Origin of the sequence: Ktedonobacter racemifer DSM 44963 (assembly GCF_000178855.1) — a bacterium.
GTDB lineage: Bacteria > Chloroflexota > Ktedonobacteria > Ktedonobacterales > Ktedonobacteraceae > Ktedonobacter > Ktedonobacter racemifer.
Genome location: NZ_ADVG01000002.1, coordinates 1,114,031 through 1,131,212 on the forward strand (window position 1 = coordinate 1,114,031; position 17,182 = coordinate 1,131,212).

16 protein-coding genes and 1 other RNA gene are annotated in these 17,182 nt (G+C 53.4%); 7 read left to right on the forward strand and 10 right to left on the reverse strand.

Annotated features, from left to right (window positions below; all coding sequences use genetic code 11):
• Positions 1–64 precede the first annotated feature (64 nt).
• From KRAC_RS21105 to KRAC_RS21115, 3 genes are all read right to left on the reverse strand, one after another.
• Complete coding sequence (locus tag KRAC_RS21105) at positions 65–1,702, reverse strand: hypothetical protein (RefSeq protein ID WP_007910556.1); 1,638 nt, start codon at positions 1,700–1,702, stop codon at positions 65–67.
• Positions 1,703–1,768: 66 nt separating this feature from the next.
• Positions 1,769–4,000 (reverse strand): DUF2079 domain-containing protein, encoded by a 2,232-nt coding sequence (locus KRAC_RS21110; RefSeq protein ID WP_157506900.1) that lies wholly within the window; start codon positions 3,998–4,000, stop codon positions 1,769–1,771.
• Between the two features lie 170 nt (positions 4,001–4,170).
• Entirely contained in the window at positions 4,171–5,175 is a 1,005-nt protein-coding gene (locus KRAC_RS21115) for a glycosyltransferase family 2 protein (RefSeq protein WP_007910559.1), read from the reverse strand.
• 433 nt (positions 5,176–5,608) lie between these two features.
• Between KRAC_RS21115 and KRAC_RS21120 the strand changes: the two genes are divergently transcribed.
• A complete protein-coding gene (locus KRAC_RS21120) occupies positions 5,609–6,916 on the forward strand; it encodes an RNA-guided endonuclease InsQ/TnpB family protein (RefSeq protein ID WP_040443969.1) in 1,308 nt (435 codons plus the stop codon).
• A gap of 80 nt (positions 6,917–6,996) precedes the next feature.
• On the opposite strand, the gene KRAC_RS62135 is transcribed toward KRAC_RS21120, so the two are convergent.
• On the reverse strand, positions 6,997–7,779 hold the full coding sequence (locus KRAC_RS62135) for a glycerophosphodiester phosphodiesterase (protein WP_007910561.1): 783 nt from the start codon (positions 7,777–7,779) through the stop codon (positions 6,997–6,999).
• 312 nt (positions 7,780–8,091) lie between these two features.
• Between KRAC_RS62135 and KRAC_RS21130 the strand changes: the two genes are divergently transcribed.
• The 5 genes from KRAC_RS21130 (at position 8,092) to KRAC_RS21145 (ending at position 10,882) form a co-directional block, all read left to right on the forward strand.
• Positions 8,092–8,487 (forward strand): Fur family transcriptional regulator, encoded by a 396-nt coding sequence (locus KRAC_RS21130; protein ID WP_007910562.1) that lies wholly within the window; start codon positions 8,092–8,094, stop codon positions 8,485–8,487.
• Between the two features lie 61 nt (positions 8,488–8,548).
• A complete protein-coding gene (locus KRAC_RS21135) occupies positions 8,549–9,133 on the forward strand; it encodes a VIT1/CCC1 transporter family protein (RefSeq protein WP_007910563.1) in 585 nt (194 codons plus the stop codon).
• 105 nt (positions 9,134–9,238) lie between these two features.
• Positions 9,239–9,619 carry a thioesterase family protein gene (locus KRAC_RS21140; RefSeq protein WP_007910564.1) on the forward strand — a complete coding sequence of 127 codons (381 nt, stop codon included), beginning with the start codon at positions 9,239–9,241 and terminating at the stop codon, positions 9,617–9,619.
• Between the two features lie 159 nt (positions 9,620–9,778).
• Positions 9,779–10,150, forward strand: a transfer-messenger RNA (tmRNA) gene (ssrA, locus tag KRAC_RS66320).
• A gap of 309 nt (positions 10,151–10,459) precedes the next feature.
• Positions 10,460–10,882, forward strand: a complete 423-nt coding sequence (locus KRAC_RS21145; protein ID WP_007910574.1) for a hypothetical protein — start codon at positions 10,460–10,462, stop codon at positions 10,880–10,882.
• 36 nt (positions 10,883–10,918) lie between these two features.
• Here KRAC_RS21145 and KRAC_RS21150 read toward each other — a convergent pair whose 3' ends face one another.
• The 4 genes from KRAC_RS21150 to KRAC_RS21170 all read right to left on the reverse strand — a co-directional run bounded on the left by KRAC_RS21150 (position 10,919) and on the right by KRAC_RS21170 (position 13,285).
• On the reverse strand, positions 10,919–11,296 hold the full coding sequence (locus tag KRAC_RS21150) for a hypothetical protein (protein ID WP_040443970.1): 378 nt from the start codon (positions 11,294–11,296) through the stop codon (positions 10,919–10,921).
• 297 nt (positions 11,297–11,593) lie between these two features.
• Positions 11,594–11,839 (reverse strand): VOC family protein, encoded by a 246-nt coding sequence (locus KRAC_RS79610; RefSeq protein WP_083814769.1) that lies wholly within the window; start codon positions 11,837–11,839, stop codon positions 11,594–11,596.
• Positions 11,775–12,514 (reverse strand): IS1 family transposase gene (locus tag KRAC_RS69185; protein ID WP_420795805.1). Its coding sequence is split into 2 segments (ribosomal slippage): positions 11,775–12,259 and positions 12,259–12,514, totalling 741 coding nucleotides; the frame shifts between segments, so codons are not numbered across the junction. The genes KRAC_RS79610 and KRAC_RS69185 overlap by 65 nt, the downstream gene beginning before the upstream one ends.
• Positions 12,515–12,769: 255 nt before the next feature.
• Positions 12,770–13,285 (reverse strand): GtrA family protein, encoded by a 516-nt coding sequence (locus KRAC_RS21170; protein ID WP_007910580.1) that lies wholly within the window; start codon positions 13,283–13,285, stop codon positions 12,770–12,772.
• A 293-nt stretch (positions 13,286–13,578) separates the two neighbouring features.
• On the opposite strand from KRAC_RS21170, the gene KRAC_RS21175 reads away from it, so the two are divergent.
• The gene (locus KRAC_RS21175) at positions 13,579–14,766 is read left to right on the forward strand and encodes a lysylphosphatidylglycerol synthase transmembrane domain-containing protein (protein WP_007910581.1); all 1,188 of its coding nucleotides are present in this window, start codon (positions 13,579–13,581) and stop codon (positions 14,764–14,766) included.
• A 113-nt stretch (positions 14,767–14,879) separates the two neighbouring features.
• On the opposite strand, the gene KRAC_RS21180 is transcribed toward KRAC_RS21175, so the two are convergent.
• Both KRAC_RS21180 and KRAC_RS21185 read right to left on the reverse strand, forming a co-directional pair.
• Positions 14,880–15,659 (reverse strand): DedA family protein, encoded by a 780-nt coding sequence (locus KRAC_RS21180; protein WP_211221307.1) that lies wholly within the window; start codon positions 15,657–15,659, stop codon positions 14,880–14,882.
• 113 nt (positions 15,660–15,772) lie between these two features.
• Positions 15,773–16,936 (reverse strand): hypothetical protein, encoded by a 1,164-nt coding sequence (locus tag KRAC_RS21185; protein WP_007910585.1) that lies wholly within the window; start codon positions 16,934–16,936, stop codon positions 15,773–15,775.
• Positions 16,937–17,182 lie beyond the last annotated feature (246 nt).

Genomic DNA, 17,182 nt, shown 5'->3' on the forward strand with positions numbered 1-17,182 from the left:
AAGCGCGCCCTGGTAGCCTGTGGCTACCAGGGCGCGCTTCATCATGCTCCATTAGCTTAAATCTTTAACGCCGTGTATGCATAAGATGGAACATCAGGGCCTGCTTATAATCCATCAGGGAGACCTGGCCGGTCTTGATCACCTGATTCGCGAGGTTGAGCAGGGTCGAGACGACTTGCAGGCGTGTCTCATCGATGCGTCCCTGCTGCCTGAGCAACTCGATAAGCTGTACGGGTCCCTGGCTATCGATCTCCTGGCCAGAGGTAATCACCTCAATGCGCAACCACACGACCAGCTGCTGGCGCATCTGCTCAAAGATCGCGATATCGTCATCGCCCACGGCCAGCGCGTTGGATTCGCGGGACTCAGCCGGAAGATTGGACGCGATAGGGGCGGGAGCCGTGGAGCGGGTAGGAGCAGGCTGTGCGGGCTTAACGGCAACCGGAGCGACATAATCATTCTCGCGCTTCTCTGAAGTCGGCGGATTGCGAAAAGCGGTAAAATCCTCTGGGCGTACAGGAGACATAGAGGATGTCTGCATCGACTCAATAGCCCCATAGGAAGGGGCAGTGCTCCCTCCACGATTATGGTGCGCTCCATTGGAGGTCTGTGGCTGATAAGGCTCGACGGGCTCAAAGACCTGCGCGGTCTCAGGCTGCACTGACTGTGGTGCCTCGACGCGTGCGCGTGGATCGGGCAAACTGGTGCTTGGGCGCCGAGCCTGTGTTCCAGAAGAGGCTGGTGGAACGTCACCTCTTATATTATTACTATTGCGCCATGTGTCGGATGGCGGCGTTGTGGGCGGTGCAAGAGGCCCCGAACGGCGTGAAGTCTCAGGCCTGGTAGCAGCCGGAACGTTGGCACGAGCAACGGGTTGAGACAAAGGCTCGGAGGGACGTCTTCCCTGCTGAGGAGCCTGCGTAGGCTGAGCCGGAGCTACGGTAGCCGCAGGGCGCCCCGGTGCGTTCGCCGCCGGACGCGGACGCACGTGAGGCGTGGGAGGCAAGGGCTCCACCAACGTCGAAGCCGCTTGCCCATACTCCTGTTCGGCTGGCCCTTTGTTCTTAAACTCGGCGTATATCCCCGCAGCAGCAGAGGCATTCTCGGCACGCAATGCACCGCTTCTGGTGCCACGCGCTGACGTTTGGGCCGGCGGAGCACTCCTGGAGGGTTCGCCACGTAGCTCCTGCAACTGCTGCTGAAGCTGCATTGTAGAGGCTGCAATCTGCTCCCAGCCTAGCTCGACCTTCCCGCTTAAACTGGGTACCGACCAGGAGACTACTGGGCGAGGGCTGCCAAAGGGAGGATTGAGCTGTTTCTGCCCCGAGATATGCAAGCGCAAATTCTGTACGACAGATGATGCACATGTATTGATAAGCATGCGAATATCCGCCATGCGTCGCCGGCCCTGCTCGCCAAAAAAGCTCCGGTTGCGCTGCACAAACTGAATAAAGAGGCGCTCTACCTGGTGCTGAAGATCCACCGACATCAGATCGAGCCGGCCCCAGGTCGTAAAGTCGAATGAGCTTAAGTATAACCAGACTTCCTGGCGCTTGGCACGGTCGACTGGCCGCGTACATAATGCCTGTTTCCGGTGGTCAAAAAACCGTGGGTAACAGAAATTCGCGATTAAAGTTTCGGCAAGCTCAGCCTTCAACCTCGCAATCTCAGCAGGCGGTAGTTGACCTATATAGACGCCCATCGCAACATCCTCTTTCGTTCAATCGGTCTGCATGCCAACGCATTCAGCATCAGGTGAGTGATTTTTTTAGATCAGGTTCAATGCGAACAAACGCAAGAGCCGCGCGTTTTGATTGACCTCAGCACCATCCTGGCTCTTCTCCATGTCTACATGAAGGCGTGCTTGCACATCCATTATTGTACTAGAAGGTTGGGCTAGAGGTAAAAGAGCTATGGAAAGATGGGCTAGCCCTTTTGGGAGAACAGTGGTTCCCTGAGGTGCCAAGAAGAAGTCGTTAGACTGCATCTTGATTACATCGCCTGTCTTCCAGGTACTACTCTGGCACCAGTTTAGCAGCGGCACATCAGTACTGGCCAGGTGTTCTTGCCTATCGCTTGTCTCCATAATGAAGGCAACCTGCTGGGAGATACGAATAGGCTGCACGACTTTCCAGTAGGTCGAAATCGTCGCATGCACATCGGTACGATCATACTGATGCGTCTTCGCGTTCTCATACTTGCTATTCAAGGTTGCATCATAACCCAGCAATTGCAGACTGCCAGTCCCGGCACTGAAGGTGGCCTGGAGTGGATGCTGAATTTGCTTCATCTCTTGAGGGGACACGAGTGTATCAGCGCAGAGAGAGGCCGGAAGATTTGGAAGCGCATGTATTAGATCGGCGCCCGGACCAGCCTGTACAGGAGAGAGCGGTGAGAGACCAGGGGCAGGCAACCCCTTCTTCAGCAAGAGCATTCCATCCTCAGCCCTCACAATCCCGTATTTACCACTCAGCAAAACACTCTTTGCGGACTGGCTGTAGGCATCCGACCCACCTGAGGGATACAAATCGCCCTGTAAATCTAGCAACACATAGTCCGCCTGCTCGTTAGCGTAAGGGAACATGTAGATCTTCTGGCGTTGGCTCAAGTGAGGTACCAGGCGTGTCTGAGCCGAGATCGACGCATTGGGTGGAACCATATCCACAAACTTTTGAAGCAGCTGCGTACGCGCAGAGATCCGGGGCCAATGGAAATCAACCGAGAAGGGTAGAGCACCATGGAAATAGTAATCTGTACGCAGAGAGCTAAAGAGCGTCAAAGAGAGCAGCCCTGTCATCAAGCCCAGTTGTAGCAGACGACCAGTCAAGCGTGGCTTACTCTTCTGCATGGGTCTCGAGCTCTCGGACAGGTCAGGCGCAACCTGTACCTGACGTTTCGTCAGCCAATGTGAGCCAAGCTGTACCAGCCAGAGCAAAAGCACAATGGCCTCAATCGTCGCAAAAATTAATACAGGAACAATCTCGGCATTATACTGGAAGAGACCACTGTACTGTCCCTCATGTGACGAGAGCAGATTTAAGGCCAGGGTTGGCGCGGCTAGAATCAGCACCCATGGGGCTAACACAGGCAGGAAAATCGCAGGCCGCAACAGGATCTCAAGATAAGCGCGATGTTTGCTATCCAGCAGATACTTATGCAGAAAGCCTTTGACCGTCCCCTGGCTCGCGCCATCATAGCGCCCCGTGAGCAGAGGCTTTCCCGTTGGGCTAAAGTGTGGGAAAACAAAGTAATAGGCAATCCCGAACCAGGCCAGGGCAATGACCAGCAGAATAGCGCTACTGCGCCAGCGCCGCTGAAATACCATCGACCAGAGGCAGAACATGGCGATAACGAGTGGAATCTCCTCTTTACAGGCCATCGAGAGCAGCGCAAATACGAACATGGGTGCGGTACGCCGGGTATACATAAAATAAAGCGTAAAGAGCAACAGGCTCGTGGTCAGCGTTACGGCATGAAAGTCATAGATCGTCGCTTGCTGCTGAGCAGGATAGAGCAAATAGAGCAGGGCAATCGCCACAGCGGCCAATTCGTTGCGCAGACGGAGTCGGGCCAGCAAGAAGGCCGGATAGGCCCCCAGAGCCACAACAACGGTCTGAAAAATCAGCAGCATGCGTGGATCGGCCCAGAGGTAGTAGAGCCACGAAATGGGCCATAAAATCGGCTCAAAATGAATCGCGAAGCGGTTGATGCCTTCAGGTGAGTAACAATTTGTATCAGAAATAATATTGCAGATTGTTTGATGAAGCTCACCGTGATAGGCCAGGTTCCAGACCGCCTGATCCATAATCCCCAGGTCTTCGGCGTTAGTCCCAAACGCGCTATGACCAGTGGTCAGCAACAAGATAAAATAGGCAGAAAACACCACCACAGCTGTCGTCACCAGGCCAAGCGCGACCCAGAAGAGACGCGTGCGTTCTAGCGGCTCAGGGCGTGGATAGAGATAGAGTCTATTTTGCCAGATAGAAACACGCTTCGACAAACGTTTTCTCCAGGACATACTTACCATACGATACCACCTTGTCACCCAGCATACGATTTCTAGTTACAGGTGTAGTGTGTGCTGGCAACCTGCGGCAGCCAGCACACACTACACCAACCCGGGCGAGCATCCCAGGCGCGAGCCGTCACACCCACACATCGTGCATCTGGTTAATTCAGTTCCTGTTTGATGCTATACTCTTCATCGGGCCGGAACGCGTAGTAGCGAATCATTTCGCTCTGTAGGCCGGTCAAGATAAACTGCACGCCAAAGATCATCAGGAGAATACCCACAAACAGCAGGGGCTGATCATGAATAGGCTGATTGAGCGTAAATTTGCGGATCACCACAAAGATATCGATAAGGAGGCCCAGGAAGAGCGTAAAGAAACCAAGTGGGCCAAACAGGCGCAGTGGGGTGCGCACAAATGAGGTCAGGAAGAGCACGTTTAAGAGGTCAATCAAGCCACGGGCAAAGCGTCGGAAGCCATACTTAGATGCACCAAATTTGCGTGGGTGGTGGCGGACCTTGATCTCCGCAACCTTGAAGCCACGCCAATGGGCCATAACAGGCACAAAACGATGGAACTCGCCATACAGCTTGAGATGCGGATCCTCAACTAACTCACGACGGTAGGCTTTGAAACCATTGTTGATATCATGCAAATGGACGCCAGTCATCGTGCTCACCATCCAGTTAAAGATGCGTGAGGGGAAGGTTTTGGAGATTGGGTCGAGGCGTGGAAACTTCCAACCCGTTACCAGGTCATAGCCCTCATCCAACTTCGCCAGGTAACGGGGAATTTCCTCGGGATCATCCTGCAAGTCGCCATCCATGGTAAAGATAACCTGGCCACGACTCCGGCTAAAACCAGCCACCAGGGCAGGCGTCTTGCTAAAATTACGCCTGAACTGAACAATGCGCACAACGCCGAGATGCTCCAGGCGTAACTTTTTCAGCTCCTCAAAGGTGTCATCAACGCTACCATCGTCAATAAAAATGACTTCGAAGCTCTTGCCTAGCTGGCCAATCTGTTCCGCGAGCTTATCAAATAGGATTCTAACGCTCTTTTGTTCATCTTTTACTGGCACAACTATCGTTAAATCAATAGCGGGAGTCGCTTCTTCAGGTGCAGCTTCAGCTGGCACATTCATAGGTACTTGTGTCTGTTGCATGCCTCGTGTACTCCACTAATAACCATCATTACTCAAACAGAAAAATTGCATGTATTTACTTGCGGCTCATGCTCGTCAGTCTCTCCAATCGGGACCTATTATAGCATACGCACCTGTAAGCATCATAAAGCGATGGTACCTTTGCCCTCATGGCTTCTTTCAGCAGTGACCAACCACCCATTCGGGGGCGAGGTGCTCGTGACGAGCGCTTCGCACTCAGGTTAGGCAATAAGTTAAAACGCGCTACCTGGAAAACGAGACACATCTATAGTACGATTCACCCAAAACGCCGCAGGATGCCCCTGCCCTTTCAGGCATGGGGCATCCTGCGGCGTTCCTTTGTCGGTGGCTTGGGTGGAATACGCCGTAGACATTCTCTCATCTGCTCATGTATTATTGACAGTCAGATGAAAACTATGGTATAATTTAGCGTATACAAACGGTAGTAACAGCGAAACTCAAATTGAATACAACGCCCGAGCAATTCAAGGCATTACGTACAACGCAACTGGCGTATCGGGATTCTCTCAACTATGTGAGCCAGTACGCCTTTGCGCATGGCAAGATGAGCAATGCTGTTCGTTTGCAAGATGCCACCTACGAAGAGATCCGCCTCCGTTTTCATCTGCCTTCGCAAATGGCCTGTTCTGTTCCTCGCCAAGTTGGAGCCTCGTATAAAACCCTCTGGACAAAGGTCAAGAACAATGCTGTTCATCGTAAGGAAGGGAAGACCAAGAAACGCTACAAAGGGCTTGATAAGGCTCCCAAGTTCATCTCCCCCACGTTGACCTATCAGTACAAGAAAGACTACACCTTCAAGAAAGAGCAGCAGGTGAGCATCCTGACCCTTGAGGGACGTGTTATCGTGCCCTATACTGGCTACAATAAGCATGTGGCATTGATCCAGCGTGGAGCGGAGATTGGTGCATCGAAACTCTGGTATGACAAGCCCAAGAAACAATTTTACCTCCTTGTCTCTCTTGCAATTGAGACGGCTGATCCTACACCTGAAACACACAAGCAGGTCGCCGGAGTGGATGTGGGGATGCGATACCTTGCCGTCACGGCGACGATGCAAGGGGATTGCACCTTCCATTCAGGCAAACAGATTGTCCCCAAGGCAAACCACTACGCACGACTGAGAAAACGTCTGCAAAAGAAAGGCACTCGTTCAGCGACAAGAAGGCTCGTTGCCATCAGTGGACGAGAGAGACGGTTGAAGCAGAATACCAATCATGTCGTGAGTAAGCGGATTGTCCTACAGCACCCTCAAAGCTTGATTGGACTGGAGCATCTGACAGACATTCGAGAGCGTACCAAACGACGCAAAGGCAAAAATGCAAAACAGCGCAAAGCCAATCGTACCTTCTCCAAATGGTCCTTCGCTGAGTTGCATAGCATGATTGCCTATAAAGCGCTCTTACATCGAAGTATGGCGATCAAGGTCGATGCCAACTCTACCTCGCAAGCGTGCCCCAAATGTGGGCACACCTGCAAAGAGAATAGACCCAACAAAGGATTGCTCTTCGTCTGTCAGAATTGTCAGTACACGCTCCATGCCGATCTGGTTGGTGCAAGAAACATTGCGATGCGAACGCTTCTTCTCCGGCAAGACTGGATAGGAACGGGCCTCTTGTCAGTACGCCCTGATGTGTCGGACGATGAAGCCAAAGCCGCACGCCTGAAACGGTATGCTGGATTGAGGTGGAGTTCAGACACAACTCCAAGCCCTCGGCTTTAGCCGTAGGGTACTGACAATAACTTTTAGCCTATGCATCCCTTTTTTGAGGGCACGCAACAATGGAGAAGCGCGATAACATACTATACATGCATTGAAGACCGTAGCATCAGATCTGGGCGATCCGTGGCAAGCGCCTCCACACCCACCTCCTGACAATGCTGGATATCTTCAGGTGTATTCGCGGTCCAGGCGGCCAGGTGGAGGCCCTCCTGCCGTATGATCTGAGCACTCTCTGGCGTCAACAGGCGGTGATCAATATCAATCCACGCGCTCCCCAGTTCACGCGCTCGCATACAGGCACCCGCGACCCAGCCCTCTGCCTGCACATCCCATACCTCGCTTGAAAGGATCAGGCCTGTCTCGACCTCTGGCTGTCGCTGCTTCGCCTCGGCCAACAGCTCCCAGTCAAAGGCGATCAGCAAGACCTGGTCGAGCATCTTCATAATCTGGAGATCTTCGAGCACGGCAGGCACCATCCGTGGATAACGACCATACACACCATCACGCTGACTGGACTTCAACTCAATCAACACACGTGCGTGCCCCTTCACCAGTTCTAGGATCTCGCGCAGCGTTGGGATCTGCTCACGCTCCGACCAGCCACCCGGGAAGTGGGCAGCGGCATTGAGTGAACGCAGATAAGCAAAATCCCGGTCTAGCAAGTTTCCATGCCCCTCAGTCAAACGCTCAAGCGTATTATCATGAAAGACCACCAGCTGACCATCACGACTCATCTGCACATCTAATTCAACGGCATCGACCTCTAAAGCCAGGGCATTGCGAAATGCCCCTAAGGTATTTTCAGGCGCCAGTCGCGCTCCCCCACGGTGCGCGACACAGGCCATTTGTCCGGCAATCTGCATACAAGGAACTCCTACATTCTATTTCACAGCCTTCCAGCTGGATATGTCCAGGGAAGGCACACGCCCTCTGCCACACAACCTGAAGGTTGTCTCCTCCTCAAACATTATATAAGTTTTCCTCGCCCCCTGGTCTATTATTGCAACCAAAAGGGCCATTTGGCGCCTGGCCTGGCGTGTGAAGCCTTGTACTGGTTATAGTACTCATCTTGACAAGCCAGACTCCAGGTTGTATCATACCTTTATAAAAATGAGAATGATTCTCATTTTTAGGTGAGCCTAACAGATGGGATTAGGGCAAGCTAAGGAGCAATCATGCGAGAGAAACTGAACGCGAACGCGCAAGCCGTGCTTGATATTGTGCGGAGAGCTGATCACCCGACCGTGCTTGATATTTATGATGCAGTGAAGAGCCTGCGTCCGCGCATCGGGTTGGCCAGTGTCTATCGCATCCTTCACCAGCTCGCGGAACGTGGATATATTAAGGAACTGGGGCGAACCGAAGAGGGCTGCCGTTATGACGCGCATATTGAGCGCCATGATCACGCCATCTGCACCATGTGTGGAGCGCTCTTCGACGTACCCGTTGAGATCCAGCTTCCACAGGAGATGCTCCTGGCGGCAGCGCGGGCGACCGGGCTTACGCTCCGCTCACATGAGCTACGCCTCTATGGGACCTGTCCGCAATGCACGGGAAAGACACACGACTAAAAAGCGCTCTAGCTTGTATCAGCCAGAACGTTATCCATAGATAGACAACGAGGAAGAAGCGATGACAGAAGAGACCAAAATGCCGGTGCTTGAACAGAAAGAGCCACAACTTCCCGCGAAGATGACCGTAAAAGAGGAGATTCTCGACATTGTCGAGGCCATACGCAGGAATGATGATTCCTCGCATAACTTCCTCCTGCGTGTCGTCCAACCTGGTCTGGCAGGACTGATGGATGGCTCGGTCTCCACCCTGGCCCCCATCTTTACCGCGGCCTTCACCACGCATAATCCCTTTATAGCCTTTCTGATTGGTATGGCGACCGCCACAGGTGCGGGCATCAGCATGGCCCTCTCCGAGGGGCTCTCAGATGATGGCGAGCTAACAGGGCGTGGCAGCCCCGTTGTGCGCGGCAGCATCACCGGAATCATGACCTTCTTCGGCGGCGCGCTCCACACGCTCCCTTTCTTGATTGGTAACCTCAGCGTGGCCCTGGTCACGGCCTACATCGTAGTCGCCTTTGAGCTTGTGCTTATCGCCGCCATCCGCCATCGCTACTTTGGCACCAGCTGGCTGCTCTCGACCCTCCAGGTCGTTGGTGGTGGTGTCCTGGTCTTTATCGCGGCCCTCATCTTCGGCAACGTCTAACCTCTTGCCCGGCTCACGCGCTTGAGCAAGGCAGAGTTATACAGGTAGGAGCAAATGCGGCATATGTTATAGTATAGGCATCACTTCAGAAAGGATGGCTTGCATATGCCACTTGCACCTGGTATGACCGCTGAAATCAGCACCCTCGTCACGCCGGAGAATACAGCAGCCGCCGTGGGAGCGGGAGGAGTTGAAGTCTTTGCCACCCCGATGATGATCGCGTTAATGGAGAATGCCTCCTGGCAAGCCGTCGCGCCAGGACTGGACAAAGGGCATGTCACCGTAGGCACCCTGGTCAACGTGAAGCACCTGGCCGCGACCCCGGTGGGCCAGAACGTGCGTGCCGTCGCCACCTTGCACGAGATAGACGGGCGCAGACTCGTCTTTCAGGTTGAAGCCTACGACGAGCGCCAGAAGATCGGCGAAGGCACGCACGAGCGCTTCATCGTCAAGCTCGACCAGTTCCTCAAAAACCTGGAGGACTAGGCGAACAACCAGCTGGTCGTCGAGGATCCCGAGGAGATAAGCGGCGCCTCCCAGAGCGGAATAAGACACCAAAATAGCTTGTTATTTAGTAGTGAGTATGATATACTATCTTCCTACGAAGAAGCTCATTCGAGCTGAAGCGTAAGGGCTGCTTCATCTGGGGATGTCGGGTTTCGACAGGCGGTCAGATTGAAGATTTGCAGGCCGAGGTGCCGGTCAGCACATCTCGTTAAACAACCGGCAAAAAATAGTTGCCAAAACAGCAACACCTTCCTACGCTCTCGCTGCTTAATAACCAGTGAGTCGTCGTCCTCCTAACTTTCGTCCACGGGGTTAGTAAAGGGCGCCAAATTACATGGGCTGCTGTGGTCGCCACCGTCTTCTAACGACCACTTAAGACCAGAGGGCCACCGTAGAGGAATCCGGTCGATGGGAGTCCACCACGGAAAGCAAAAACATCGGCTAAGCCTGTAGCATATTCTCCAGTAGGACTGGTTGGACGGGGAGTTCAACTCTCCCCCATCTCCACCAACGGAAAGGCTAGAAGTAGGTTAGGTTAACCCGCTTCTAGCCTTTCTTTATACACATTAGCTTATCTTCACCAAACCACGAATCGAAGCTTTTGACATCCATTTTGACATCCATTGATACGAGAACCTCCTCAAAATAATTCGTGGTAAATTGGGTTCGCGCTGAGCGAAGCTCGACTCACCGTGAGAACACTGTGGCGACCGCTCGCACAGGAGGGAGCTGACTGGGAACTTCTGCTGGTGTGACAACGTCTTGTACATGTGGAAGGCTCCGACTGTTCACAAGAATCGTCTCTTGGAGGAAGAAGACATGCAGCGAGCAAAATCGCCAAAGGTTTGGCTTACGCTGGTCGCCATCCTGATTCTCGCCTCGTTCCTAGGCGTCTCTGCCTGGAGAAACTCCAGCCCTCCCTGTGACCAAATGGGGCAAGGTCGCGGAGTGATTGATTCCATAGAGCAAACCTTTGGGTTTGCTCAAATAAAGCTCTACACGCCAGGAGCACCCATCCATCCTGGCATAAGCCGAGATCATACCATTGTCAGGACGGACTGGACGACCCATTTTTTTCGTCAACATGGTACCAATTGCAGATCAGCGCAACGTGCCTCGTTCTCTGATCTAGCGGAAGGGCAATCCATCTCTGCCTGGTCAAAAGACCTGAGAAACAACAACAGCTATCCAGGAACATTCAATGCCTCGGATGTGGTGATTGTAATGCCGACCACTCAATAGTCATCCTCTGAGCATCATGGAGAAAGAAGGCCCAATTTACCAATTCGTACAAATTAAGGGCCATGAGGGAAAGACATGGCTCCCCTTTCTCCCCTGGGTATCCTGATTGCGAGAGGAGAGAAGCAACACATGCATGAAAGACATGTAGAGTAGAGATGGCGTGCGCCAGGCGGACCAGCCACCGCGCTTACGCTTGATGTGCAGATTATGCAAGTGCATGCTACCTGCACCATCTATACCTGGGGCCGTGAACACGCTTGCCTGCGTCTGACTGGTGTTGCTACGGCCTTCGCCAGGATTGCCTGCGAACCTGGCCTCGTTTCGGCTGGAAGGGCGGCAGGAGATCCCCATCCTGCTGCTGGCGAGTGTCAGCCTCTCTCCAGGGACGCGAGTGCGGGCGCGTTTGCTTGGCACACTTGGCTCTCTGCTTGAAGGAAGGGGATCACAGGCTTTACCAACAGATAGCTGGATGTTTGTGGCAGCAGCAGAGAATGATCCTACCTTTGCCGATGTTTCTTCCATTGAGATGCTTCAGCCCTCTCGCCTTCACGTGTTACAGGCATATACCGAAAAACAAGCGCGAGATGCGCGATGACGAAACCCTTGTCAGTGATCTGGATCTGCTCCACACACGCCAGCCAGAACAATCAGCAATTCCCCCACACGACTAAAGCGGGCCAGTTCCACTGTGATCAACTCACTCAAACGCGTTCATCCATTTCGCGCTTCGGTTTCCCCCGCCTCCCAGATCTCCAGGAGATGTCCATCAGGATCGTGGAAGAAGGCCCGTGTCTCGTCGCTGTAATGGGTAGGTGGGGCGATAAATTCGGCTCCGCGCGAGCGAAGGATCTCATAGGCAGCCGAGCAGTCAGGAACCCGTATGGGTAGTGGCTCACATGAGAAGGATCGCCCGTTCACGGTTGTAGCGGTGAAGAAAGAGGAGCAAACAGGCCTCATGCATGATCACCGACTTGGAAAAGGAGAGCGTCATGCGGATAAAACGAGCCAGACGTTGGCGCAGCGTATTATTCCAGCGCTCCACATGGGCTGTTTCTCCGGTTTCTTTGCCAACAGCAGTATGCTGCTCGTCAGAGATGACCGCCGAGTATGCCACCCAAAAGTCAGTAAAGCAGTGCCCCTGCAGATACCCCTGCGGAATCGCCTCCCACAAACGTTGGCACGTCTTTGCACTCCGATCACCCAGCGCATAAGCGACGACTTGGCGCGTCTTGCGACACAGAGCAATCCACACCCAGATCTGGTTGACTTTTTTGAGCACAAACGACCACAGTTCATCCAGTTCCAGTGTGCAGGAAGCAGCGTCTTCTGGGTCAGGAGCCAATACAGTCGTGCTGAAAGGAGGAAGCTGAGCTACTTTTTTTTGATCCAGAGAGACACGGTGGTGCGCGAGACGCCAAACGTACGGGTCAGGCCGCGCAAACGGCTGCGTTCCTGATAGGCGGAGAGAATCTCCTCACGACGGGCTTTTGGATAGGCATGGGGCGTGGGGTTCTCGCGGCTTTGACGTCCGCATGAGCGGCAGCGATAGAGCTGTTTGCCATTGAGAGCATGCCCATTGCGTACCAGTATCTCGCTTTGACAGTGGGGACAATGCAGGGGAATGGTCACCATTGAAGGCTCCTCTTCTTGAAAATTGATTGTCCCCACACTCTACCATATCCTACTTGTTTGTACCACCACCGAAAATCTGACATCCATTTTGACATCTTAGAGGTTAGGATCATACAAATTCGCTTCACCACCAATGGATACATCGTCAGCGATAAAGAGTCCCTGGGAACATAAAAGCGAGGGGAGCCGCAGTATGACATGATATGCGGTTCGCCTCGCTTTTGCGTCGTTTTGGCTATCTATTAAGCAATATGCTTAGCTATTGGTGGGGGTCGTCTGGCAGTGTGAGGGCATCTCCTCATTGGGTACTACGACGGTGGCATCCTCGATGGCTTCGACGGGCTTGACGCGGAAGACGAAGCGGTCAGAGACCAGGAACTTGTAGACAAAGTTGATGATGATGCCCAGGGTGTTGGCCACATAAGGGTCGATATGGACGACGACAGAGAAGAAGAGACTGATCAGGGTTGCCACCAGGAAGGCAGACATATTGGCGACCTGGGCTTTGATGCTCTTCACGACCCAGGCATTAAACGTTGTAGGCATCTGGTCGCGGTAGGTAATCAATTGATTGAGCACAAAATTGATGATGGTGCCTACTTCGAAAGAACATACCTGGGCAACGACATTGAGCCAGTTGTCACGCAAGCCGATCAGGGCAAAGACCGTGAGAAAGAATTTCAGCGCTACCAGGTTGATAGGAATACCAATAAGGCCAATCAGAGCGAACTTTACAAAGCGCTTTTCCCAGATTTTTTTGATGAGCGTCAAGATATTTATAACCCTTCCTTAGCAGTTTTCTCTGAAGCAGTTTTCTCTGAGTACTTATTCTAACGATTGGCAATCGGCTTGGCTACGCCGGGTACCTATAGTCCTAGTTATCAATATGCGCCCTTAGATTCAGCAGGCAACCGGCATCACACCACTAACCCAAATGACGTGCATGCAAGGCTTGCTAGACTATCCTTTTGCCCTATACGTTTGACCTGTGTCTCAAGAACGTGTTACGTTTGCTGTAATTAAACTTATATATGTGGAAGTGTTGTTTTTTTGTGAGGTAGTCTATGACAAAGGTGAAATCTACATCTCCATTTACCAGTAATATCTCCCCCTCGTATCCCACAGCGATTCCGCGCACGGAGGATTGTCTGCCCCTGTTGCCTGAGGTTGAGCAGGCGCTTTCTGCACTGGCAGGCTCACAGAGTGAAGCCAAAGGACAAATCACGCCAGAACGTGTTTCCTCAAGGAGGGCGTTACTACTTCAGGTAGGACTAGGCCTTTGCGCCGGGGCTATGCTGCTGGTGCTTATTACGCGTGTTGTTGATCTTCCGGTGACGCTGGCGATCCTGCGACAGAGCCTGGAGACCTGGCAGGGGTTGCTCTGCGCGTCAGGGGCAGCGCTAGCCTTTATCGTGGCCTTTAGTGTGCGTAGCTTACGCTGGCGACTCTTCTTGCGTCGTAGTGAGAATATTCCCTATCTAACTGTATTGCGGATTTACTGGATTGGCGTGATGCTCAATTTTCTGCTTCCAATCCAGGGGGGCGAGGTAAGCAAGAGCCTGTTACTGAAGCGGGTGACCGGCATGCCTGTAAGCAGGTCTTTACCGACGGTGGGGATGGATAAGGCATGCGACCTGCTGCCCGCCCTGGTCATCATTGTCATGGCACCTTTTCTACCAGGCTTGCATATGAGCCTGCCGTTATGGGGTATTCTGGGGCTGGTAAGCGGACTTCTGTTAGGATTAATCGGCCTGGTGCTCTTCACTGCCTGGAAGTGCCAGCTTGCGCGGGCTGCCCTGCAAAAGGTTTGCGGTATATTTCCAGGCCCTTTGCGCTCGAAGCTGGAGGGATTCGCGCTGGGGTGTATGGATACAGGGTTGGAGTGTATGCGCTATCCAGGAGACTTTCTGCGGGCGCTTCTACTGACTGGCATCGCCCTGACCTGTGATGGCATCTTCGCGATGCTGGCCTTCTGGACGATTGGCATACCTATCCCCCTGGGCATAGCGTTATTCGGGTATACCATCTATAACATGTTCTGCATTCTGCCTACGCCACCGGGACAGCTGGGCAGCAATGAGGTGATTGGTGTGCTGGTCTTCTCAGGCTTGCTTCACTACGACCAGGCGCCCGTCCTGGCGATGTTTGTCTTCTCGCATCCCCTGGCGGCTTTCATTATGCTTCTCCTTGGCCTGTTGAGCCTCAGCCAGCTTGGTTTATCGCTCACCCAGGCGCTACGCACACGCCGTTAGTCAGCTTCCTGTACAAGTTTTAGCTTGACTGCTCGCGCCTGGTAGGTAATGTGAGAGGTCCCTGGCAGCTTGCGGCTGCCAGGGACCTCTCACATTACCTATCGGAATATTTATTACCAGCTTTGAGGAGGCTGCTGGGGACGCTGGAACTGCTGGGGCTGCTGAGCCTGGTTCCAGGGACCAGCGGAAGGAGCCACGGGCTGAGCGGGCTGTTGTGCTGCCAAAGCTTCGGCGGTGGCGTGCTCGGCACGGGCCTTACGATCATTCTTCACATGGCGCCAGACATACAAGACAATCAAGACCACGAGTAGCACCAGGATCACAGCATCAAAGGCATGGAAGTATGGACTGAGTTGATCAACATGATCACCAAGGATCAGGCCCAGATATGCCAGCAGGATACACCAGGGGAAAGATCCAAGAAACGAGTAGATGCAGAAACGGACAAAGGGCATCTTCGAGATACCAGCAGGTAGCGAGATGTAGGTACGCACTACGGGAAGGAGGCGTGAGAAGAACGCCGTGGCGCTACCCCAACGCTGGAAGAAGGCATCGGCCTTGTCCGCATCATGCTGCGAGATCAGGACATAGCGTCCATACTTGAGCATAAGAGGACGACCGCCTTTATAGCCGATATAATAGGCTACCATTGAACCAAGCAAGCAGCCAATGGCACCGGCCAATGCGACAAGCACAATTGCCAGGGGGGTATCGACACCTTTGAGTAGAGCGCCACGAGAAATCAAAATACCGGCCAGGGGCATAACGATTTCGCTGGGAAGCGGAATACAGCAACTCTCAATGGCCATGGCCAGGACAATGCCCAGTACGCCCGTTGACACATAGAGGTTTGTTATCATTTGAAATAACAGATCGGTAATATTGCCTAACAAGAGAAAGGCCTCCTTCACATAGCTAGGTACATTTTTGACCAATACTAGCATATTTTGTGAAAAGAGACCAGATCACGTGGGACTTATAGCGTGTTTTGCCACCGCCAAAAAGGCTAAAACTCATCCTCTTCGTCGTCAAAGTCCTCTGGTTCATACAGTGAGGAGCGCCGTTTGGTGGGCTGCTCAAGCTGGCGTGTCAGCTCCTCGCGTAGGGGATCGTCCTCATACATATAGGGCGCGCGCCGTACCAGGGGACGGTTAAAGTTTTCGCTACGGGAGAGTTCGCGTGTGGGTTTGCCTGTGGGTTTGCCACCCTCCAGGCGTGTCTGACGCGTCTGTCGCTCGTTTGTCGTTTCCGTCTCCTCTCCCTGCTCAAGGAAATCGGTCCGGCGACGACGTAACTGGGCAGAGGTGCGACGCGTTGAGGCTGAGGACTCCCCAGCCGCGGGGAGGGCCCTCTGGTTTGCGCCGCGTGAGGGATGGGGGTCACCGACCTGTCGATTGTTCCGCGTCTGCCGCTGGTTGGTTAGCTGTTGCGAGCTGCGACGCGTCGGTTCAACGTTATGCTCTTGCTGAGATGAGAGGGCCTGGCTTGCGCGCAGTGAGGATGTGGTAGAGCGGCGCGGCTGCTGTGTAGGCGAGAAATCCAACTCCTCATCCTCTTCATCTACCTGCTGAAATGCCTCTATACGGGCTGCTCGCAGAGCTTGCGAACGATGACGACTCTGTGGAGAGCCTGGCTCATAGCCGGGAAAACCAGGATAGAGGGGGCGCCGCATGGAAGTGGTTCGTCCTTCGGCTGGTGGGTTGGAAGGTACGTTGCGCGTCGCCTCCTGAGGTGGGACACGCTGCAAGGAGGTCGAGGTAGCTCGCGTATTTTTTGCTATGGGTAGACGCTGCGAAGTAGGGGCTGGAAGTTGGCGCGTGGAACGCTGACGCTGCATCACCTCAGCTTCATTCATAGCGGAAGGCGCCGGAAGCGTATAGCTCTCAACCTCGTATACCCTCTTCATCTGGCGAGATGCAAGACGCGGACGCACATAACCATCATCCTCAAAGAATGTATCTTCTTCATAGACTTCGGCATGCAGGTGTTCTTGCTCTTCATGACGACGCGAGAGGTACGAGAATATGATGAGGGAGATGGGAATACTTAACAGGAGCGCGGCCAACCCGCCAATCAGCCCACCTAGCACCCAGGAATTGAGCGTATTACCAAACCAAAGAATAACCGCGGCACCTGCGATTAGTACCAACGCTGCGGCAACCGCCTTCATATGATTAGCGAGTCCTTTCCGAGCCGTCGCGAGTGGTGTCGGCTCCAGAATATCTGAGAACAGCGACACTCCAGGGAAGTACATAGACCAGTATAGCAAATTTATGAGCAGAGAACAAGGGGAAATCCAAGCATAGGCAAAGCGAACAGGGAATAGAAGCAAGTCGTATCAGGGCCAGGCAAGCGTCCCTGTCACACTGAACACGGGCTTGAATGTTCTCGCAAAGAGACAGGTTGTTTTGCATAC